Annotated in this window: 21 protein-coding genes; 6 read left to right on the forward strand and 15 right to left on the reverse strand. The window is 72.0% G+C overall.

All coding sequences use genetic code 11. The features are described from left to right. Nucleotide 1 precedes the first annotated feature (1 nt). From HZF07_RS03335 to HZF07_RS03350, 4 genes are read left to right on the forward strand one after another with little or no spacing between them, the layout of a single operon-like run. The gene (locus HZF07_RS03335) at nt 2-487 is read left to right on the forward strand and encodes a prepilin-type N-terminal cleavage/methylation domain-containing protein (protein ID WP_157346935.1); all 486 of its coding nucleotides are present in this window, start codon (nt 2-4) and stop codon (nt 485-487) included. Then, complete coding sequence (locus tag HZF07_RS03340) at nt 478-1131, forward strand: PulJ/GspJ family protein (RefSeq protein WP_157346937.1); 654 nt, start codon at nt 478-480, stop codon at nt 1129-1131. Before HZF07_RS03335 ends, HZF07_RS03340 begins: the two co-directional genes overlap by 10 nt. Then, entirely contained in the window at nt 1128-3242 is a 2115-nt protein-coding gene (locus tag HZF07_RS03345) for a hypothetical protein (RefSeq protein ID WP_157346939.1), read from the forward strand. The genes HZF07_RS03340 and HZF07_RS03345 overlap by 4 nt, the downstream gene beginning before the upstream one ends. After that, entirely contained in the window at nt 3239-4027 is a 789-nt protein-coding gene (locus tag HZF07_RS03350) for a prepilin peptidase (protein ID WP_198346527.1), read from the forward strand. The genes HZF07_RS03345 and HZF07_RS03350 overlap by 4 nt, the downstream gene beginning before the upstream one ends. A gap of 46 nt (nt 4028-4073) precedes the next feature. On the opposite strand, the gene HZF07_RS03355 is transcribed toward HZF07_RS03350, so the two are convergent. From HZF07_RS03355 to HZF07_RS03365, 3 genes are read right to left on the reverse strand one after another with little or no spacing between them, the layout of a single operon-like run. After that, entirely contained in the window at nt 4074-5282 is a 1209-nt protein-coding gene (locus HZF07_RS03355; protein ID WP_181644712.1) for an acetate/propionate family kinase, read from the reverse strand. Next, entirely contained in the window at nt 5279-7378 is a 2100-nt protein-coding gene (gene pta / locus HZF07_RS03360) for a phosphate acetyltransferase (RefSeq protein ID WP_157346941.1), read from the reverse strand. Before pta ends, HZF07_RS03355 begins: the two co-directional genes overlap by 4 nt. Nucleotides 7379-7422: 44 nt before the next feature. After that, nucleotides 7423-7875 (reverse strand): Lrp/AsnC family transcriptional regulator, encoded by a 453-nt coding sequence (locus HZF07_RS03365; protein WP_309504366.1) that lies wholly within the window; start codon nt 7873-7875, stop codon nt 7423-7425. A gap of 72 nt (nt 7876-7947) precedes the next feature. Between HZF07_RS03365 and HZF07_RS03370 the strand changes: the two genes are divergently transcribed. Together HZF07_RS03370 and HZF07_RS03375 are read left to right on the forward strand one after the other, a co-directional pair. Then, on the forward strand, nt 7948-8856 hold the full coding sequence (locus HZF07_RS03370; protein WP_157347558.1) for a 5'-3' exonuclease: 909 nt from the start codon (nt 7948-7950) through the stop codon (nt 8854-8856). Nucleotides 8857-8884: 28 nt separating this feature from the next. Further along, complete coding sequence (locus HZF07_RS03375) at nt 8885-9538, forward strand: SDR family oxidoreductase (RefSeq protein ID WP_157346943.1); 654 nt, start codon at nt 8885-8887, stop codon at nt 9536-9538. Between the two features lie 3 nt (nt 9539-9541). On the opposite strand, the gene HZF07_RS03380 is transcribed toward HZF07_RS03375, so the two are convergent. The 12 genes from HZF07_RS03380 to HZF07_RS03435 form a co-directional block, all read right to left on the reverse strand. Next, the gene (locus HZF07_RS03380) at nt 9542-12346 is read right to left on the reverse strand and encodes a DEAD/DEAH box helicase (RefSeq protein WP_157346945.1); all 2805 of its coding nucleotides are present in this window, start codon (nt 12344-12346) and stop codon (nt 9542-9544) included. 22 nt (nt 12347-12368) lie between these two features. Then, on the reverse strand, nt 12369-13250 hold the full coding sequence (locus tag HZF07_RS03385) for a diacylglycerol/lipid kinase family protein (protein ID WP_181644713.1): 882 nt from the start codon (nt 13248-13250) through the stop codon (nt 12369-12371). Between the two features lie 9 nt (nt 13251-13259). Next, nucleotides 13260-13658 carry a hypothetical protein gene (locus HZF07_RS03390; RefSeq protein WP_157346946.1) on the reverse strand — a complete coding sequence of 133 codons (399 nt, stop codon included), beginning with the start codon at nt 13656-13658 and terminating at the stop codon, nt 13260-13262. Next, a complete protein-coding gene (gene tatC, locus HZF07_RS03395; RefSeq protein WP_181644714.1) occupies nt 13655-14491 on the reverse strand; it encodes a twin-arginine translocase subunit TatC in 837 nt (278 codons plus the stop codon). Before tatC ends, HZF07_RS03390 begins: the two co-directional genes overlap by 4 nt. A 22-nt stretch (nt 14492-14513) precedes the next feature. Beyond that, complete coding sequence (locus HZF07_RS03400; RefSeq protein ID WP_181644715.1) at nt 14514-14789, reverse strand: Sec-independent protein translocase subunit TatA; 276 nt, start codon at nt 14787-14789, stop codon at nt 14514-14516. Nucleotides 14790-14850: 61 nt separating this feature from the next. Continuing rightward, on the reverse strand, nt 14851-15840 hold the full coding sequence (locus tag HZF07_RS03405; protein ID WP_157346950.1) for a helix-turn-helix transcriptional regulator: 990 nt from the start codon (nt 15838-15840) through the stop codon (nt 14851-14853). Then, a complete protein-coding gene (locus HZF07_RS03410; protein ID WP_157346952.1) occupies nt 15837-16814 on the reverse strand; it encodes a helix-turn-helix transcriptional regulator in 978 nt (325 codons plus the stop codon). The genes HZF07_RS03405 and HZF07_RS03410 overlap by 4 nt, the downstream gene beginning before the upstream one ends. Before the next feature lie 22 nt (nt 16815-16836). After that, nucleotides 16837-17787, reverse strand: a complete 951-nt coding sequence (locus HZF07_RS24295; RefSeq protein WP_157346954.1) for an FKBP-type peptidyl-prolyl cis-trans isomerase — start codon at nt 17785-17787, stop codon at nt 16837-16839. An 84-nt stretch (nt 17788-17871) separates the two neighbouring features. Next, entirely contained in the window at nt 17872-19233 is a 1362-nt protein-coding gene (pafA, locus tag HZF07_RS03420) for a Pup--protein ligase (RefSeq protein ID WP_181644716.1), read from the reverse strand. Between the two features lie 121 nt (nt 19234-19354). Further along, complete coding sequence (prcA, locus tag HZF07_RS03425; RefSeq protein WP_157346956.1) at nt 19355-20152, reverse strand: proteasome subunit alpha; 798 nt, start codon at nt 20150-20152, stop codon at nt 19355-19357. Next, the gene (prcB, locus tag HZF07_RS03430; RefSeq protein ID WP_181644717.1) at nt 20149-21006 is read right to left on the reverse strand and encodes a proteasome subunit beta; all 858 of its coding nucleotides are present in this window, start codon (nt 21004-21006) and stop codon (nt 20149-20151) included. Before prcB ends, prcA begins: the two co-directional genes overlap by 4 nt. Continuing rightward, the gene (locus HZF07_RS03435) at nt 21003-21200 is read right to left on the reverse strand and encodes a ubiquitin-like protein Pup (protein ID WP_157346958.1); all 198 of its coding nucleotides are present in this window, start codon (nt 21198-21200) and stop codon (nt 21003-21005) included. Before HZF07_RS03435 ends, prcB begins: the two co-directional genes overlap by 4 nt. Nucleotides 21201-21207: the final 7 nt, after the last annotated feature.

Genomic DNA, 21207 nt, shown 5'->3' on the forward strand with positions numbered 1-21207 from the left:
CATGTCCGTCCATCGATCACCGCACAACTCCGACCGGGGCGAGACCCTGATCGAGCTGGTCGTCGCCATCGCGATCCTCGGCATCGCGGCCGTGGCCATCCTCGGGGGGCTCATGATGAGCACCCAGACCTCGACCATCCACCGCAACAGCGCGACGGGCGGCGCCTACGTGCGCAGCTTCGCCGAGGCGATCCAGAACTTCGTGGACTCGAGCGGCGGCTACAAGTCGTGCGGCGCCGCTGCGGCGGCCTACGCCGCTGTGGCCGTGCCGGACCTGCCGGCCGGTTACGTTCCGTCGGTCACGGCGGTGCAGTCCTGGAACGGCTCGACCTGGGGCGCATGCACCGGCGACGGGATCCAGCGCCTGGACCTCAAGGTGAGGACCACCGGAGACTCGGTCCGCCGCGCCGAGGAGACGCTGACCGTGGTCCTGCGCCAGCCCTGCAACGGCAGCGCCGCCGCAGCGGGGGCCGACCCATGCAGCTGACCGAAGAGCGCCAGCGGCCGGCGGAGCGGGACGACGGATTCACCCTCATCGAGATGGTGATCACCGTTGCGATCCTGGGCATCGTCTCCGTCGCGCTGTGCGGCGTGATGTTCTCCTACCTGACGTCGACCACCGAGACCAGCGCACGACTCAACGAGTCGACGGACGAGCAGTTCATCTCGACGTACTGGCAGAACGACGTCAGCAGCCTGGGCCGGCGGTACTTCTCCTCCAGCACCAACACGTTCGGCGTGGACCAGTCGGTGTTCGTCGGCGCGGCCGGACCCGGTGGCTGCGGCGGCTCGGTCGGATCCGTCGTCGTCGCCTTCGGCTGGAACGACTTCGAGACAGATCCCACCGCGCCCGACCCGTGGAGCACCACGGCGCAAGGGGTCGCCTACGTCACCGTGCCGAACGGCAGTCGCTTCAACCTCCAGCGGGTGCGTTGCAGGGGCGCTGTGGTCGGCGCTCCCCTGACGGTCGCCCACAACCTCACGGGCACGCCGTCGATCTCCTGCGACACCACGTGCACGGCCGCGACGCCTCCGAACCGCGTCTCCATGACGTTCACCGTCAAGGACGCGAAGGCGGCCGGCAGTCCCGGCTACACCACCACCGTCTCGGCAGACCGGAGGCAGGGATGAGCATCCGACGTCGCGGACTGAGTGACGACAGCGGCGCCATGCTGATCATTGCGCTGCTCATCATCACGACGGTTGCGCTGGTGACCGGCGCCCTCTTGACCCAGGGCTCGACCAGCCTGCGGGCCACGGTGGCCCTGCGCGGGGTCGCCGGCACGTCCTACGGCGCGGACGCCGCCGCCAAGGTCGCCGTCAACAACCTCCGCCTCGGCAGCAAGGCGCCCGGCTGGGTGACACCGACCTTCCCGGGCCCGTGGGCCGACTGGGCCTTCACCGCCAACGCCGACGGCACCGGGTGCTTCGGCGCCGATGGGAGCCTTCCGAAGAACAGCCTGGAGCTGAAGAACCTCTATCCCAGGGCGGGAGACCAGACAGCCGACAGCTCGGCGCGGGTCGACTGCTCCGTCGTGCCGGGCACCGGCATCTTCGGCGCCGGTCTCGGCGTCGGCATCAACGATCCCGACCCGACCGACGCGTTCGCGCGGGCGCTCACGACCGTCGGGACGACGGGCCCCTGGCACGGCATGACCCTCAAGCCGCTCGGGACGGGCAACTCGGCGTCGATGCCGGTCCGTGGCGGCATCGCGTCGAAGTCCTACATCAACGTGACCAACGGGGCCTTGGTCACCGACGGCTACGTCAAGGCCGAGGGCGCCTGCACCGGAGCGATCGTCAGCAGCCCGGCGCAGGCGTGCAACCAGCCGGGCAGCGTGCCGACGCCCACGGCACCGGACCCGCCCCTCACCTCGGTGCCGACCTACCGCGACGCGAGTGCCTACAGCTCCAGCTGTGTCTTCCAGCCGGGCTTCTACAACAACGCCAAGGCGCTGAGCGACGCGGTGAACGGCTGCACCACGGCACGATTCTCGTCGGGGAAGTACTACTTCGACTTCCGCGACGAGGAGCGCGGCACCGGCCAGAACACCTGGAACATCACCACGACGCTGATCGGCGGCGAGTACGTCGGCACCTCGATCCCCGGAGGGTGCAAGAACCCGATCCTCAACGACCCGATCGCGGGCGTGCAGTTCGTGTTCGGCGGGACCAGCCGGATCACGGTGGGCGACGCCGCACGCGTCGAGCTGTGCGGCCCGTCAAACGGCGGCGAGCCTCCGGTGACGGTCTACCAGGAGCAGTCGGGCAGCACCGAGGCCGCCGTCACGCTCCCCGCCGCCAGCGCCGCTACCGCGGACCAGCTCACCGGCAACGTCGCCGGCGACAAGTGGACCACCGGGACCCTGACCCCCGCGACGACCCCGGTGACCTCGGTGCAGGCTCCCATCGGCGCGGCGGACGCCTCCAACGTGATGTGGAAGGTCGCCGGCAACAACGACGACGTCGGGGTCAACCTGCGCAACTTCGCGGGTCTCTCGACGATCCCGGCCGGAGCGGACATCACGTCCGCAACCCTCCAGGTCAAGTACGTGAAGGCGAGCCTGAAGCCGCTGCGGGTCACGGTCAGCACGCAGACGCCGGCCGACGTGACCATCAGCGCTCCCGACGGCACCGGGTGGGGACAGGCGGACATCGCCGCCCAGCTGCGCGCGCTCCTCGTCGGCGGGGCGTTCGACGCCACCAAGCCGCTCCTCCAGCTGCGCATGATGGACGCCAACAAGGACGACACCCTGACGATCGACGCGGTGCGGCTCGCGGTGACCTATGTCCCGCCGTCGCTCCGGACGGCGCAGGACGACCAGATCATCTACGCACCGGGCGGGAACTTCCACGGCGTCTTCGTCGTGCAGGGCGCCACGTTCGTGCCGAAGGGGTACGTCGACCTCGACCCCGGCTCGTCCGGGACCGCGTTGGTCGCCTTCCGGTGGGGCCTGGTCGCCTCGGGAGTGAACCTGAAGGCACAGCCGTCGCAGCAGTTCGGCTACCCGATCGTGTCGATGCCGGTCGCCGGGCACGGCCTCGGCAACAAGGTGACCGTGGTGGACCTCGAGGTCTACGTCTGCGTCGGCCAGTCGACCTGCGCCTCGGGCGGCACCCTGGTCCGCACCGTGCGGGCGATGATCACCGACCCGCCGTACACCGCGTGGGGCTCCGGCTCCCCACGGCCCGAACCGGGTCGGCGCAAGGTCGAGATCCTCAGCTGGGGTGAGCAGCAGTGAGCTCCCAGCTGACGCTCGCCGTGGTGACCCTCACCGGCGTCCTCGGTCTCGTGGTCGGCTCGTTCCTCAACGTCGTGGCCCACCGGGTCCCGCGCGGGGAGTCGGTCGTGAGGCCGCCGTCCGCCTGCCCGCAGTGCCACACCGTGATCCGGACCCGCCACAACATCCCGGTGCTCGGCTGGTTGGTCCTCCGCGGCCGGTGCTACGACTGCGGGTTGCCGATCAGCGTCCGCTATCCGACCGTCGAGGCGGCCACCGGGGTGCTCTTCGCGCTCGCGGGCCTGCGGTTCGCCGACCAGCCGACGCTGCTGGTGGCCTACCTCGCCTTCGCAGGCATCGCCGTGGCCCTGGCGGTGATCGACCTGGACGTCCATCGGTTGCCGAACGTGATCGTGCTGCCGTCGTACCCCGTGCTGGGCGTGCTCCTCGCGCTGGGCGTCGGCGGTGCAGGGCTGCTCCGCGCGGGGGTCGGAGCAGCCCTGCTCTTCGCCTTCTTCTACGTCGTCGCGATCGTCGCGCCCGGCGGCATCGGGTTCGGCGACGTGAAGCTCGCCGGGGTGGTGGGCGGCATGACCGCCGCCGTCTCCTGGGGGGCGTTCCTGACCAGCGCCTTGGGCGGCTTCTTCCTCGGTGCGGTCGCGGGCGTGCTGCTGATGCTGGGGCGCCGCGCGAGCCGCAAGACCGCCGTCCCGTTCGGGCCCTTCATGCTGCTCGGTGCGTGGGCGTCCATCCTCGGCGCCAGCGGGATCGGCCAGCTCTACCTCGAGCGGATGGCCATGTCATGACGCCGGGCGACGCTGCCGAGAGGCGCCGACGTCCCCTGGGGCCGGGTCAGCCGGCTCGGACGACCTCGAGCGCCTCACGAGCGATCTGCCACTCCTCGTTGGTCGGCACGACGAACACGGCGACCTCGCTGTCCGCGGCCGAGATGCGGGCCGGGCCACTCGGCGGGTCCTGGTTGACCCCGACGTCCAGGCGGATCCCGAGCCGCTCCAGCCCGGCCAGCGACCGCTTGCGCGCACCCTCCCCGTGCTCCCCCACCCCGGCCGTGAAGGCGATCGCGTCCACGGTCCCGAGCGCGGCGTAGTAGGCGCCGACGTACTTGCGGATCCGGTAGGCGTAGACGTCGAGCGCGAGCTCCGCGCGCGGGTCCCCCTCGTCGAGGAGCCGTTCGACCTCGCGGAAGTCGCTGTGCCCGAGCAGCCCCAGCAGCCCCGATCCGCGGTTGAGCGCCCGGTCGATCTCCTCCAGCGACCAGCCGAGCTGGCGGTGCAGGTGGGCGTGCAGGGCCGGGTCGACGTCGCCGGAGCGAGTGCCCATCACCAGGCCCTCCAGTGGGGTCATGCCCATCGAGGTGTCGATGGACCGGCCGCCCGCGATCGCCGAGGCCGACGCCCCGTTGCCGAGGTGGAGCACGATGATGTTGACCGACTCCAGCGGCCTCCCGAGCAGCCGGGCGGTCTCCTGGGCGACGAACTTGTGCGAGGTGCCGTGGAAGCCGTAGCGGCGGATGCCGTGGGTGTCGCGCCACTCGAGCGGTACGGCGTAGGTGTAGGCGTGCTCGGGCATCGTCTGGTGGAACGCCGTGTCGAAGACCGCGACCTGCGGGACCGAGCCGAACATCGTGCGGGCCACGGCGAGGCCCTCCAGGTTCGCCGGGTTGTGCAGCGGAGCCAGCGGGACCAGCTCCTCGACGGCGGCGACCAGGTCGTCGTCCACGAGGGCGGGCGCGGAGAACCGGTCGCCGCCGTGCACCACGCGGTGGCCGACGGCCGCCAGCGCGTCGGGGTCGAGCGGCGGGCCGTGGGTGTCGAACGCCTCGAGCGCGGCCCGCAGCGCCGCCTCGTGGGAGGGCAGCTCCAGCTCGCTGCGGTGCTTCGTCCCGTCCCGGCCGGTGTGGGTGAGGACGCCGGTCTGGCCGGAGGGGTCGGCGATCCGCTCGGCGAGGCCCGCGGCGCTGGTCGCCCCCGTCTCGGCGTCGACGAGGGAGTACTTCAGCGACGACGATCCCGCGTTGATGACCAGGACGAGGCTGCTCACGCGCCACCGCCCGCGAGCTGCTGGGCCTGGATCGCGGTGATGGCGACGGTGTTGACGATGTCGCGGACCGTGGCGCCCCGCGAGAGGTCGTTGACCGGCTTGCGGAGCCCCTGGAGGACCGGGCCGACCGCCACCGCCCCGGCGGACCGCTGCACCGCCTTGTAGGTGTTGTTGCCGGTGTTGAGGTCCGGGAACACGAAGACCGTCGCCCGGCCCGCCACGGGCGAGCCGGGCAGCTTGGTCCGCGCGACCGAGGGGTCGATCGCCGCGTCGTACTGGATCGGGCCCTCCACCGAGAGCTCCGGCGCGCGCTCGCGGACCAGAGCGGTCGCGGCCGAGACCTTCTCGACGTCGCTCCCCGCCCCGGACGTGCCGGTGGAGTAGGACAGCATCGCGACCCGGGGCTCGACGCCGAACGCCGCCGCCGTCGCCGCGGACGAGATCGCGATGTCGGCGAGCTGCTCGGCGGTCGGATCGGGGTTGACCGCGCAGTCGCCGTAGACCAGCACCTGGTCCTCGAGGCACATGAAGAAGACCGAGGACACGACCGAGACGCCCGGCACCGTCTTCACGATCTCCAGCGACGGGCGGATCGTGTGGGCGGTCGTGTGGGCGGCGCCGGAGACCATGCCGTCGGCGAGGCCGAGCTCCACCATGAGGGTCCCGAAGTAGGAGACGTCGCGCACGACGTCGGCGGCGTAGGCACGCTCGGTGCCGCGGTGCTTGCGGCGCTGGTAGTACTCCTCGGCGAACCGGTCGGCCAGTGTCGTGTCCGCGGTGCTGGCCGGGTCGAGCAGCGTCGCAGCGGAGACGTCGACCCCGATGCTGGCCGCCTGCGCGTTGATGCGGATCGGGTCGCCCAGCAGCGTGAGGTCGGCGACCCCGCGCCGCAGCAGCAGGTCAGCCGCGGCCAGCACCCGGTCGTCGTCGCCCTCGGGCAGCACGATGTGCATCCGACGGGCGGCGGCCGTGTGCACGAGCTGGTGCTCGAACATCAGCGGCGTCACCGCCCTCGTCCGGGCCACGTCGAGCAGGTCGAGCAGCGCCTCGCCGTCGACGTGCTGGGCGAAGAGGGCGAGGGCGGCGGCGATCTTGCGCGTCGAGCCGGCCGTGAGACGGCCGCGCACGCCCGTGAGCGCTGCCGACGTCTCCTGGGTGCCGAGATCGGTGGCGACGATCGGCAGGGTCGCGCCGCTGCCCTCGAGAAGGCGGGTGACCTGCGGCGGCAGCGGGATGCCGCCGTTGAGCACGATGCCGGAGACCTGGGGGAAGCTCACCGACAGGTGCGCCATCAGCACGCCGAGGACCACCTCGGGGCGGTCCCCCGGCGTCACCACGGCCACGCCGTCGAAGAGCCGGTCGAGCACGTTGGGCATCGTCATGCCGGCGACCAGGAGGCCCAGGACCTCGCGGTCGAGCAGCGCGGGGTCGCCCGACACGAGCCGCCCGTCGCACGCCTGGACCAGGTCGGCCAACGACGGCGCGGCGAGCAGCGGCTCCTCGGGCAGCGCGTAGGCGGGTACGCCGTCGCGCGCCAGCGCCGCGACGACCTCGTCGGGCGAGTGGTCGGTGACGCGGTTGGCTGCGACCGCGAACAGCGTGCCGTGGTTGTCGGCGATCGTCGCCGCTGCCATGTCGGCCACGGTGGACAGCTCGGCGGCCGTCCGGCCCGCGCCGCTGAGGACCAGGAGGACCGGCGCGCTGAGGTTGGCCGCGATGCGCGCGTTGTAGGCGAACTCCGTCGGTGCGGCGACGTCGGTGTAGTCGGAGCCGACGACCACCACCGCATCGCACTTGTCGGCGACCTGGTGGTAGCGCTGCACGATCGTGTCCAGCGCCGCGACCGGGTCGGCATGCACCTCGTCGTAGGTGACGCCGGTGCACTCCTCGTAGGACAGCGAGGTCGCGTCGTGCGCGATGAGCAGCTCGAGGACGTAGTCGCGCTCGCCGCGGGCGGTCTGGGCGTCGCGGCGCACGATCGGCCGGAAGACCCCGACCCGCCCGACCCGACGCGACAGGGCGTCGAGCAGCCCGAGCGCCAGGGTCGACTTCCCTGACGCACCCTCGACCGAGGCCACGTACACGCTCGTGCGCATGCCCCGAGGCTAGCGACCCCCGCTGTCGGTCGGACTCGCGCGAATCAGGTGATCGAGCGGTTCTCGTACGGCGTGGAGAGCACGATGGTGGTGCGCGTCGAGACGTTCGCGGCCGCGCGGATCCTGGCCAGCAGGTCCTCCAGGGCCGCAGGGGTGGCGACCCGGACCTTGAGGATGTAGGACTCGTCGCCCGCGACCGACCAGCACGACTCGATCTCCGCGACGCTGCGCAGCCGCTCGGGTGAGTCGTCGGGCTGCGAGGGGTCGATCGGCCGGATCGAGATGAACGCGGTCAGCGGCAGGCCGAGCTGCTCGTGGTCGACGCTCGCGCCGTACCCCCGGATCAGCCCGCGCTGCTCGAGCCGCTTGACGCGCTGGTGGACCGCCGACGTCGAAAGACCGGTCGCCTTCCCCAGGTCGGTGAAGGACATCCGGCCGTCGTCGGCGAGCAGCTCGACGATCTTGCGGTCGGTCGCCTCGAGCTCTGACTGCGTCACGGCGCACACACTAGCCGCGACGCCGCGTGATTGGATGCGGCTGTGACCGCACCGAGACCTTCCGGCCGGCTGATGCTCCTCGACAGCGCCTCGATGTACTTCCGCGCGTTCTTCGGCGTCCCCGAGATCAAGGGCCCCGACGGCACGCCCGTCAACGCGGTGCGCGGCTTCCTGGACTTCATCTCCCGCCTGGTCGGCGACTACCGGCCCAGCGACCTGGTGTGCTGCTGGGACGACGACTGGCGGCCCCAGTGGCGGGTCGACCTGCTGCCGTCGTACAAGGCCCACCGGGTGGTCGCCGAGCGCTCCGGCGTGCCGGACGTCGAGGAGGTGCCGGACCCGCTGCAGGTGCAGGTGCCGATCATCCTCGAGGTGCTCGAGGCGTTCGGGCTCTGCGTGGTCGGCGCGCCCGGCTACGAGGCCGACGACGTGATCGGCTCGTTCGCCGCGCAGGCCCAGCAGCCGGTCGACATCGTCTCCGGCGACCGCGACCTCTTCCAGCTCGTCGACGACGAGCGCGACGTGCGGATGCTCTACATCGCCCGCGGCGTCGGCAACCACGAGCGGGTCACCAACGACTGGGTGCGGGCGAAGTACGGCATCGACGCCCGCCAGTACGCCGACTTCGCGACCCTGCGCGGCGACGCCTCCGACGGCCTGCCGGGCGTCGCGGGCGTCGGTGAGAAGACCGCGGCCACCCTCCTGGGGCGGTTCGGTGACCTCGACGGCATCGTGGCCGCCTCGCTCGACCCGGACGCGGACATGGGCCCGGGGCCGCGCGCCAAGATCAAGGCCGCCGCGGACTACCTCCGGGTGGCGCCGCAGGTGGTCGCGGTCGCCCGCGACCTCGACCTCGGCGCCCCGAGCACCGCACTCCCCCGCGAGCCCCGCGACCTGGCCCGGGTGGCCGAGCTCGGCGCCCGATGGGGCCTCGAGTCGCCCGTGCAGCGGCTCACCGAGGTGCTGTGCTCGGCTCCCTGACGCCCCGCCGCCTCGTACGGTGTTGGGCATGACTCGCATCGCCATCGTCGGAGGCCACGGCAAAGTGGCCCGTCACCTCGTCCGCGACCTGCGCGCCGCCGGGCACGAGCCCGTGGCGCTGGTGCGTCGCGAGACCTACCGCGACGAGCTCGAGGCGCTCGGCGCCGAGGTGCGGCTGCTCGACATCGAGGCGCAGGACGCCGACGGCTTCGCGGCGGCGTTCGAGGGCTGCTCGGCGGTGGTCTTCGCGGCCGGGGCCGGCCCCGACGGCAAGGTGGAGCGCAAGCGCACGGTCGACCTGGAGGGCTCGCTGAAGTCGATCGAGGGTGCCCGCCGGGCGGGGATCTCCCGCTTCGTGCAGGTCTCCGCGAGCGGCATGGACGAGCCGGTCCCGGCCGACGCCAGCGAGGTGTGGCGCGCGTACGTCGAGGCGAAGCGTGACGCCGACGTCGCGCTGCGGGCCAGCGACCTGGACTGGACGATCATCCGGCCGGGCGTGCTCACCGACGAGCCCGCCACCGGGCTGGTGGCGCTCGCCCCGACGCTGCCGAAGGCCGATGTCCCCCGCGCCGACGTGGCCGCCGTGCTCGCGGCGGTCCTCGACGCCCCGCGCAGCATCCGGCAGCAGTGGGACCTGATGGGCGGCGACACCCCGATCGCCGAGGCGGTCGCGACCGCCTGAGCGCTACTCGTCGTCGGCGAGGCTCGAGTACGCCACCACCCCGCGCCGCAGGGCGGCGACGGTCTGGCGGGCGGTCTCCCGCAGCGGCCCGGCGCCGGCCGCGTCGGCGACCTGGCCGGCGAGATCGATGAGCTGCTTGACCCAGCGCACGAAGTCGCCGGCGGCCAGGTCGCTGACGACGAGCACGTCGTCGAGGTCGTCGCCCTCGGCCCACCGGTAGGCGACCCAGGCGAACCCCAGGTCGGGCGCGCGGAGGAAGTCCAGCCTGTGGTCCCGCTCCAGCGCATCCAGCCCGCCCCAGAGCTTCACCATCTCGGCGATCGCCTCCCGGCTGGCACCGCCCGGCAGGCGCGGGGACGAGGCGTCGTCGGGGCGCCGGGCCTCGAACACCAGCGTCGACAGCGCGGCGGCCAGCTCGGAGGGCGTGAGGTCGTCCCACAGGCCGAGCCGCATCGACTCCGCGGCCACCAGGTCCATCTCCGAGTAGAGCCGCATCAGGTGGCGGCCCCGGTCGGTCACGTTGTCGCCGTCGAGGTAGTCCAGGGCGGTCAGCACGTCGCAGACGCGGTCGAACTGCCGCGCGACCGTGTTGGTCCGCTGCTCGACCCGGCGCCGCAGCGTCTGCGCGTCCCGGGCCAGCTTCTGGTAGCGCTCCGCCCACCGGGCGTGGTCCTCGCGGTCGGGACAGTCGTGGCACGGGTGGGCGCGGAGCTCGCTGCGCAGCCGGGCGATCTCCTCGTCCGCGTGGGTGCGGGAGCCGTCGGTGCGCAGCCCCGACTGCTTGGCCAGCCGTGGCGGCGCCAGGTCGTGGGTCTTGGTCCGCAGCGCGGAGGCGAGGTCGCGTCGCATCTGCGGGTTCCGGCCGTTGAAGTTCTTCGGGATCCGGACCTTCGCGTGCGCCTCCACCGGCGCCGGGAAGTCGATCATCGCCAGCCGGCGGGCCTGCCGGTCGGACGTCACGACGTAGGGGCGCGGCCCCTCGGGCGACCACCCGGGGTCGATGACCACGGCCCAGCCGGCGAACTTGCCGGTCGGCACCATGATCACGTCGCCGGGCTTGAGCAGCTGCAGGGAGGCGATCGCCTCGTCGCGCAGGTCGGCCTTGCGCGCCTTGCTGGCGCCCTTCTCGGCCTCGCCGATCCGGCGCCGCAGGTCGGCGTACTCCATGAAGTCGCCGCGGTCGCAGGTCGCCGCCTCGCGGTAGCCGGCGAGCGCCTCGTCGGACTTGTGCAGCTGGCGCGCCAGGCCGACGACGGCCTTGTCGGCCTGGAACTGCGCGAACGACTGCTCGAGCAGCTCGCGCGAGCGGTCCCGGCCGAAGTGGTGCACCAGGTTGACCGCCATGTTGTACGACGGGCGGAACGACGACCGCAGGGGGTAGGTGCGGGTCGAGGCGAGACCGGCCAGCTCGCGCGGGTTCATCCCGGGCTGCCAGAGCACGACGCCGTGCCCCTCCACGTCGAGGCCGCGGCGCCCGGCGCGGCCGGTGAGCTGGGTGTACTCCCCCGGCGTGATGGCCGCGTGCGTCTCGCCGTTCCACTTGTCGAGCTTCTCGATGACGACCGTGCGGGCCGGCATGTTGATGCCGAGCGCGAGCGTCTCGGTCGCGAACACGACCTTGCACAGCCCGCGCACGTACAGCTCCTCGACGACCTCCTTGAACGTCGGCAGCATGCCGGCGTGGTGGGCGGCGATGCCGCGGGTGAGCCCGTCGAGGAAGTCGTGGTAGCCGAGGACCTGGAGGTCCTCGGGCGGCAGGTCCTTCGCCGCGTCCTCGACGAAGGCGAAGATCTCGTCGCGCTCCTCGGGGGTGGTCAGCCGGATGCCGGCGTGCAGGCACTGGGTGACGGCGGCGTCGCAGCCGACCCGGCTGAAGATGAACACGATCGCCGGGAGCAGGCCCTCGCGGTCGAGACGGTCGATGACGTCGACGCGGCTCGGGACCCACACGCGCCGGCCGTTGCCGACGTTGCGCTGCCCGGGCTTGCCGCGACCCTTCGGCGTCCGCCGGTCACGGATCCGGCTGCTGGCCCAGTCGTCGCGGGCGACCTTGAGGAGCTCGTCGTTGACCGGAGCGCCCTCCTTGACGAAGCCCGCGGCGGCGTCGACGTCGGACGAGGCGAACAGGTCCAGCAGCCGCTTGCCGACCATCACGTGCTGGTAGAGCGGGACCGGCCGCCGCTCCTCGACGATCACCGTGGTGTCGCCGCGGACGGTCTCGAGCCACTCGCCGAACTCCTCGGCGTTGGAGACGGTGGCCGACAGCGAGACCAGGGCGACCGACTCCGGGAGGTGGATGATGACCTCCTCCCACACCGCCCCGCGCTCCCGGTTGGCGAGGTAGTGCACCTCGTCCATGACCACGAAGCCGAGGCCGAGCAGCGTGCGGCTGCCGGCGTAGAGCATGTTGCGCAGCACCTCGGTCGTCATCACCACGATCGGCGCCTCGCCGTTGACGACGTTGTCGCCGGTCAGCAGGCCCACCTGGTCGGCGCCGTAGCGGTCGACGAGGTCGCTGTACTTCTGGTTCGACAGCGCCTTGATCGGCGTGGTGTAGAAGCACTTGCGGCCGGTCTCGAGGGCGAGGTGGACGGCGAACTCGCCCACGATCGTCTTGCCGGACCCGGTGGGCGCCGCGACCAGCACGCCGCGGCCCTCCTCGATCGCCTCGCAGGCGCGCACCTGGAAGTCGTCGAGCGGGAAGGCGTAGAGACCGAGGAAGTCCTTGAGCACCGGGTGGTGGCGGAGCTTGCGATAGCTGGCGTACCGCTCGGCCGGCGAGGGCTGCTGGTCGTCCGCGGCGTCCATGGCCCCAGCCTAGGCGGCGCGGTCAGTGCAGGACGGTCAGGGCACCCGGTGCGCACTCGACGGTCAGCGGGAGGGCGCCGAACCGCTCGCCGTCGGCGTAGGAGACGATCCCCGGCGCCGCGACGGTGACCGACCGGACCCGGTGGTGCTCGTAGGCGGGGTGCGTGACGTGGGTGCCCTTGAAGAGCTTGGGGTAGGTCCGCACCAGGCCGAGCCTGCTCATCGGCTTGATGATGACGACGTCGAGGAGCCCGTCGTCGAGGACGGCGCCCTCGGTGATCCGCAGGCCGCCACCGAACGACGGCCCGTTGCCGACCGCGACCAGCATCGCCTCGAGCGAGCGGGTCTGGCCGTCGAGGTCGAGGATGTACGGGATCGGCGTGAACGTGCGCAGCTCGGCGAGGGTGGCGATGTTGTAGCGCATCTGGCCCTTGGGCCAGGTCATCTCGTTGGCCCGCTCGTTGACGATAGCGTCGAAGCCCGCGGCGAGCACGGTCACGAAGTGCTGGCTGCCGCTGCGGGCGAGGTCGATGGTCCGGGTCCGGCCGGCGAGGACCCGCTCGGCGGCCGCGCGGGGGTCGCTGCGCGGCAGGTCCAGGTAGCGGGCGACGTCGTTGCCGGTGCCGGCCGGGATGATCCCGAGGGTCGTGCCGGTGCCCGCGACCGCCTGGGCGCCGAGGTGCACCATGCCGTCGCCCCCGGCGATCACCAGGGTCTCGACGCCGTCGGCGACGACCGCCCTGGCGAGGTCGAGCGCCTCGGCCGCGTCGCGGCCCTGCAGGCTGCGCACGGGTACGCCGGCCTCGGCGAACCGCTGCAGCGCCGCGTCGCGCGCCAGAGCGCCCTTGCCCTTGCCGCTGGTCGGGTTGGTCAGCAGCGCGATCTCCGCCGGGGTGCCTGTCACGGGCGCACCCTAGCGGGCCGGGCCCCTGCCGTCGGTGAGGCGCAGCCGGACGGCGTACCGCTCGGCGGAGGCGCCGACCGCCCGCGCGAGCCGGTCGAGGGCGTCGAGCACCAGGTCGGCGGTGAACGCGGTGCCCGGGACCGTGATCGTGAGGCGTCCGGCGCGGTCGACCAGGTGGACCTCGCCGTGCCGCCACGCCTGGTGCGCGCCGAGGCGGACCTCGTCGTCGACGACCGGCGCCGGATAGGCCTCATCGACCGCCAGCAGGTCGCAGGGCACCGCCTCGACGTCGGCCGCCTCGAGCATGCCGGCGACCAGGGGGCCGGTGCGCAGGCCGGCCTGCGCCGTCCAGGTCACCTCGGCGATGCCCAGCCAGTCCGGGAGGTCGAAGGGGTCGACGGGTGTCACAGCGGCGACACCTCGTCCGGCGACAGCCCCGCGTTCGGGCTCCGCTCGGCGACCCGGCGGTCGTGGATCCGGGCCAGCACCTCGGAGATGAAGTAGAGCACGACCATCGGCACCGCCATGAACGTCATCGTGAAGGGGTCGGTGGACGGCGTGGCGACCGCAGCGAAGACGAAGATGCCGATGATGATCCAGGGTCGGTAGCTGGCCAGCGTCTTGCCCTTCACGACGCCGGCGCGGTTGAGCATCACCACGAACACCGGGATCTCGAACGCGAGCCCGAAGACCAGCAGGGTCCGGGTGAAGAACTGCAGGTACTCGTTGAAGTCGACGAGGTTGGTGATGACGTCGGGGTTGAGCCCGATCAGCACCTCGAGCCCCTTCGGCAGGGTCACGAAGCCCAGCACGACACCGATGAGGAAGAGCGGGACGGCGACGGCGACGAAGATCCGGGTCCACCGCTTCTCGGCGGGGTGCAGGCCGGGGAGGATGAACGCCCAGATCTGGTAGAGCCAGACCGGGGACGTCACGATCAGCGCGGCGAAGCCGCACAGCTTGAGGTAGAGCATCAGGCCGCCGCCGGCGCCGCTGGTGGTCGCCAGGCTGGACCCCTCGGGCAGCGCCTCGAGCGCCTGCTCGTAGGGGCCGTAGACGAAGTCGAAGAGCTGGTCGAAGAAGAACAGCGAGACGACGAAGACGAGCAGGAAGGTGAGGGCGACCTTCAGCAGCCGGGCGCGCAGCTCCCGGAAGTGGTCGGACAGCGCCATCCGGCCGTCCGGGCCGACGGGATGGACCGGCTTCCCGGACAGGAGCCGGTAGATGCCTCGCAGGGCCACGGGCGGGCGCGACGGAGGGCGGTCAGCCGTTGTGGTTGTCGGTCTGCCGGTCCTCGACGATGGGCTCGTCCGGCGCGGAGGCCGGCGTCGGCGGCAGCTCGGTGGCGGCGCGCGGCGGGGCGGGGGTCGCGCCGTCGGCGGCCTTCTCGTCGTCCTTGAGCCCCTTGGTCTCGGCCTTGAAGATGCGTAGGGCCTGCCCCGTGCCCCGGGCCAGGTCGGGGAGCTTCGCGGCACCGAAGACGAGCACCACGATTGCCAGGATGACGAGCCACTCGGCTCCCTGGGGCATTCCGATCATGGGGTAGAGCATCGTGACCTCATCTGTTGGTGTGGGTGCCTGTCCATACTACGCCGCAGCATCAGTCGTACAGGCGGAGCGTGTCCCCTGCGGCCTGCAGGTACCGCTCCTGGATGTCGCTCGGTGCGAGCACTCGCGCGTGGGGCGCCAGCCTGAGCAGAAGGCGTTGCAGCCAGCGCTCGTCGGCCACCACGAGGTCGACCTCGAGCCGGCCGCCACGGCGCGGGCGGACATCGTCCGTCGGATAGTACTCGACGATCCACCGCGCCGCTGGTTCCAGCGCGAGGGTGACGACCGTGGTGTCCGCGGAGCGCTCGAACAGCCCCTCCGGGCCGAGGTCGCGCGGCGGTGCCGGCTCGGTCTGGATGGGCGTGTCCAGGACCTCGGCCCGCTGGATCCGGTCCAGCCGGAAGAGCCGCGGGGCCTCGGCACTGTGGCACCAGGCGTCGAGGTAGGCGAACCCGTGGGCGCGCACGATCCCGCGCGGGTCGACGACCCGCTCGGACTGCTCGTCGCGGGACGGCACGAAGTAGTGCAGCCGCACCTGCCGGGCGTCGGCCGCGGCCCGGGCCAGGTCGGCCTCGAGGCGGACCAGGTCGGGGCCGCCCGGCGCCTCCCCCGGGTCGATCGCCGGTGCCTCCGCGCCGTGCGCCGCGGCCGCCTCCAGCTTCGCCAGCGCGCGGTCGACGACCTCGCGGGTGTCGCCGTCGGCGCTGCCACGCAGCGCCCGGAGCGCCACGATGATCGCGGTCGCCTCGGTCGGCGTCAGCCGCAGGGGGCGCGCCAGGTAGTCGGCGTTGGTGACCCGGATGACGCCGTCGCCCTCCGGCTCCTCCAGCGCGTCCAGGTCGACGTCGATGAGGTCGTCGGGGTAGCCACCGGGCAGCCCACACATCAGCAGCACCTTGAGGTCCGCCAGCACCTGCTCGGGCGGCACGCCCAGCGCCTCCGCGGCGTCCTCGAGGCGGACCTTGCCACGGCTGTGCAGGAAGGGCACCAGCGTCAGCAGCCGGGCGACCTGGTCGCGCGCGCCGGCGGGGCTCGTGGTCATCGGGCCGCCTCCGCGACCCGGCGGAGCCGGTCGACGACGACGGTGCGCAGCTCGGCGGGGGCCTCGACGTAGACCGCGTCGCCGTAGCCGAGCACCTCGTCGGCCACGCCCGTGCCGCCGCGGCTGATGCGGACCCGGTCCCAGGGCGTACGGCGGTCCGGCCCGTCGACGTCCGTCTCGACCGAGACCGCGTCGCGGCGCAGCGCGACGCCGGCGTCGCGGCGCACGAGCAGCACGGCCTCGCCGGTCGACGGCGGCGGGGCGAGCCGCACCGTCATCGCCCGGACGTCGGTGCCGGCCGGGATCTCGTAGCCGCCCGGTTGCCCGGTGCGGCGGGCCTCGCCCTGCACCCGGGAGAGCCGGAAGACGCGCTCCTCGCCGCGGTCGGTGTCGAAGCCGACGACGTACCAGCGCCCGGAGTAGCGCACGACACCCCACGGCTGGAGGTGCCGGGTGCTGGTCCGGGTGGAGCCCGAGCGGCGGTAGTCGAACTCGACCGCCGCCCGGTCCTGGGTCGCCTCCCAGAACACGTCGAACGAGGGCTCGTCGGCCGAGAGCCGCGGCTCGGCGATGTCGAGCGCCGAGGCGTCGACCTCCAGGCCGGCCGCGGTCAGCTTGCGGACCGCCTCGCTGGTGGCCTCGGCCAGCCGGGCGTGCTGCCAGACCCGGGTGGCCAGGCCGACGACCGCCGCCTCGTCCGGCGTGAGCGAGACGTCCGGCAGCGCGAACTGGTCCAGGCGGACGCGGTAGCCCGGCTCGTCGTCGAAGTAGGCGTCCAGGCTGCCGACCTCGATCGGGACGCCGAGGCTGCGCAGCTCCTCCTTGTCGCGCTCGAACATCTTCTCGAACGCCTCGGTGGAGGTGCCCGGGTAGAGGAACTCGCGGATCCGGTCCTTGGCGATGTAGTGGCGCTGGACCAGCAGCATGATCAGCAGGTTGAGGAGTCGCTCGGACTTCCTGCCGCTGCCGCTCATGCCGCCGATCCTCCCCGACCGATCAGGACGCGGCCAGGATGTCGACCACGAAGTACAGCGTGTCGGTCCCCTTGATACCGGCGTCGGGGTTGCCCTGCTTGCCGTAGCCATCCGCCGGCGGGATCGCGATGATCATCCGGCTGCCGACGGTCGCGCCCACGAGCGTCTTGTCCCAGCCGGAGACGACCTGGCCGACGCCGATGGCGAACGAGGCGGGCTCGCGGCTGTAGCTCTCGTCGAACGGCTTCTTCGCCTTGTAGACCTGACCGAGGTAGTTGACGGTGATCGTCTGGCCCTTCGTCACCTTGTCGCCGTCACCCTCGATCAGGGCGGCCGAGCGGAGCTTGCCGTCAGGCTCCGGCGTACCGGTGAAGTCCAGGCCGGTGACCTTGTCGCCGTCGACGACCAGGTCCGGCGCCCACTTCGGCGCCTTCTGCTCGTCGCCCTGCGGGCCGTCGAGCACGACGACGATGTCCATGATGTCGACGACCATCAGCACGCTGTCATCCGGCGCGATGCCCATCTGGCTGTTGCCGGACTCGCCGAACGCCTCCGTAGCGGTGGTCGTCACCGCCACCCGCGAGCCGACCGTGTGGCCGAGGATCGCGTCGCGGAAGACCGGGCTGAGGTCGTTGCTGGCGGTGAACTGCTCCGGCTTCCCGCCCTCGTCGTAGGTGCTGTAGGCCTTCTCCTGGGAGTAGCCGTTGCCGATCCAGATGTTCGCGGAGACCTGGTCGCCCTCCTTCACCTCGTCGCCGTCACCCTCGGTGACGACGGTGGTCTCGGTCTTGTCGACCTCGAGCTTGCCGTCCCACTCGACCTCCGGCGCCTTGCCGACGTCGCCGGAGATCGTGATGCCGTGCAGGGCGTCGTCGGACCCGCTGCCGCCCTCGTCGTCACCGCACGCGGCGAGCGTGCCGGCGAGCACGAGGGGCAGGAGGATGGCCGGGAGGCGTCGGAGACGTCGAGACACGGATTTTTCACCTATTCGGATCGGGTTCGGTGCAGCGCCGCACACCATATCCGGCGGGTCCTAGGCGGCGGTCGGTGCCGGTCGCTACATCCCGTCGATCAGCCGCTGCACCCGCTCGTCCTGGGCGCGGAACGGGTCCTTGCACAGCACCGTGCGCTGGGCCTGGTCGTTGAGCTTGAGGTGCACCCAGTCGACGGTGAAGTCGCGTCGCCGCTCCTGGGCCTTGCGGATGAACTCACCGCGCAGCCGGGCGCGCGTGGTCTGGGGCGGCACCGACTTGGCCTCGAAGATCTTCAGGTCGGTCGTCACCCGGGCGACGGCTCCCCGCTTCTCGAGCAGGTAGTAGAGGCCGCGCCCACGGTGGATGTCGTGGTAGGCGAGGTCGAGCTGGGCGATGCGCGGGTGGCCCAGCGGCAGACCGTGCTTGGCGCGGTACCGCTCGATCAGCTTCCACTTGATGACCCAGTCGATCTCGCGGTCGACGAGCCCGAGGTCGTCGGACTCGACCGCCTTCAGGCCGCGCTCCCACAGGTCGAGGGCCTGCTCGATCACCGGTGTGCTGATCGCGCGTCGGTCGACGAAGTCGCGGGCCTTGCCGAGGTACTCCTGCTGGATCTCCAGGGCGCTGGCCTCGCGGCCGTTGGCGAGCCGGATCTTGCGGCGCCCGGTGACGTCGTGCGAGATCTCCCGGATGGCCCGGATCGGGTTCTCCATCGTCAGGTCCCGCATGACGACGCCCTCCTCGATCATCCGCAGGACCAGGTCGCAGCTGGCGACCTTGAGCATCGTCGTGGTCTCGCTCATGTTGCTGTCGCCGACGATGACGTGCAGTCGCCGGTACTTCTCGGCGTCGGCGTGCGGCTCGTCGCGCGTGTTGATGATCGGCCGGCTGCGGGTGGTGGCGCTCGAGACGCCCTCCCAGATGTGCTCGGCACGCTGCGAGACGCTGTAGCTGGCCCCGCGGGGGGTCTGGGTGATCTTCCCGGCGCCGACGACGATCTGACGGGTCACCAGGAACGGGATCAGCACGTCGGCCAGGCGGGAGAACTCGCCGGCCCGGCTCACCAGGTAGTTCTCGTGGCAGCCGTAGGAGTTGCCCGCCGAGTCGGTGTTGTTCTTGAACAGGTAGATCTCGCCGGCGATGCCCTCGTCGTGCAGGCGCTGCTCGGCGTCGAGGAGCAGCCCCTCGAGGACCCGCTCCCCCGCCTTGTCGTGGGTGACCAGCTCGACGACGTCGTCGCACTCGGGCGTCGCGTACTCGGGGTGGCTGCCGACGTCGAGGTAGAGCCGGGCGCCGTTGCGCAGGAAGACGTTGCTGCTGCGGCCCCAGCTGACGACCTTGCGGAACAGGTAGCGGGCCACCTCGTCCGGGCTCAGACGGCGCTGGCCCTTGAACGTGCACGTCACGCCGTACTCGTTCTCGATCCCGAAGATCCGCCGGTCCACGTCGTCAGCCTAGGCGCACGGTGGTGGTCTGTGGGGCAACTGCGGGTCGTCGTACCTGACCGGCGCGTCGAGATCGGGCCGCGAACGCGACGCAGCGGTCAGGTACGACGGGTGCTGCGGGTCAGGCCGGCGGGGCGATCGGCGGCTCGTCGGCCGGCGGCTGGTCGGCCGGGGGCGCGTCGGCCGGGGCCTCGGCCGGGGGCGTCTCGGCCGGTGCGGCCAGCTGGTCCCCGAGGATCTCCTGCAGGCGCGCGGCCCGCAGCCGCATGAACTTGCGGGGCTGGGCCCGGGTGCGGTCGAGCACGGCGACCTCGAGGTCGTCGGCCGAGATCGCGCGGTCCGTGGACTCGGTGTGCCCGAGCGAGGCCACCGCGAGGCGTACGGCGTCGGCGAGCGCGGCGCCCTCGACGTAGTGCTCCTCGAGGTAGGTGCCGATCACGTCGGCGGCGCCGCCCATGACGGCGTAGCCGTGCTCGTCGGCGACCTGGCCGTCGTAGGTCAGCCGGTAGAGCTGGTCGTCGGCGGGGGCGTCGCCGATCTCGCCCACGAACAGCTCGACCTCGTAGGGCTTCTCACCGCCGCTGGAGAAGATCGTGCCCAGCGTCTGCGCGTAGGCGTTGGCGAGGCCCCGCCCGGTCACGTCGCGGCGGTCGTAGGCGTAGCCGCGCATGTCGGCCAGGCGCACGCCGGCGATCCGCAGGTTCTCGAACTCGTTGTAGCGGCCCACCGCGGCGAACGCGATCCGGTCGTAGATCTCGGAGACCTTGTGCAGCGCCTGCGACGGGTTCTCGGAGGCGAACAGCAGGCCGTCGGCGTACTGGACCACCACGACGGAGCGCCCGCGCGCGATGCCCTTGCGCGCGAAGTCCGCGCGGTCCTTCATCAGCTGCTCGGGCGAGACGTAGAACGGCATGCTCATGCGACTCCCCCCTCCACGAGCGGGGCCGCCGGGCCGTCGGGCCGGATCATCCGGCCGGCGATCACCTGGTCGGCGATCGCCGCGACGTCGTCGTCGGCCAGCCGCCGGCCCCCGTCGGCGGTGATCACCTGGACGACCGGGAAGATCCGGCGGGTCAGGTCGGGTCCACCGGTCGCGGAGTCGTCGTCGGCGGCGTCGTAGAGCGCCTGCACGACGGCGGTGACGCAGTCGGTCTCGGTCAGGTCGGGGCGGTAGAGCTTCTTCAGCGACCCGCGCGCGAACAGCGAGCCGGACCCGACCGAGTGGAACGCGGTCTCCTCGTAGCGTCCCCCGGTCAGGTCGTAGCTGAAGATCCGGCCCTGGTCGGCGGTGAGGTCGAAGCCGGCGAAGAGCGGCACGACGCTCAGCCCCTGCATCGCCATCGCCAGGTTGCCGCGGATGAGCGCGGCCAGCCGGTTGGCCTTGCCGTCCATCGAGAGCGTGGTGCCCTCGATCTTCTCGTAGTGCTCGAGCTCGGTCTGGAAGAGCCGGACCATCTCGACCGCGATCCCCGCGGTGCCGGCGATGCCGACGGCCGAGAACTCGTCGGCCGGGAAGACCTTCTCGATGTCGCGCTGGGCGATGATGTTGCCCATGGTCGCGCGCCGGTCGCCGGCCATCACGACCCCGCCGGTGAACGTCGCCGCCACGATCGTGGTGCCGTGCGGGGCGAGGTCGGCGGCGTGGCCCGGCGCGAGTCCCTGGGGCACCGTGCGGCGCCCGGGGAGCAGGTCGGGGGCCTGCTCGGCGAGGAAGTCCGAGAACGACGAAGTGCCCGGCTGCAGGAACGCAGCCGGCAGGCGGGGGTCGGTCACTGGCCGCCCTTCTGGATGAACGACTTCACGAAGTCCTCGGCGTTCGTCTCCAGCACGTCGTCGATCTCGTCGAGGATGTCGTCCACGTCGCTGTCGATGGCCTCCTTGCGCTCCGCGACGTCCGTCTCGGGGGCGGTCTCGACCGCCTCCTCGTTCTCGGAGTTGCGGCGCGGCTGCTTCTGCTCCTGTGCCATGCCTTGA

The sequence above is a fragment of the Nocardioides agri genome, assembly GCF_013778305.1.
Lineage (GTDB): Bacteria > Actinomycetota > Actinomycetes > Propionibacteriales > Nocardioidaceae > Nocardioides > Nocardioides agri.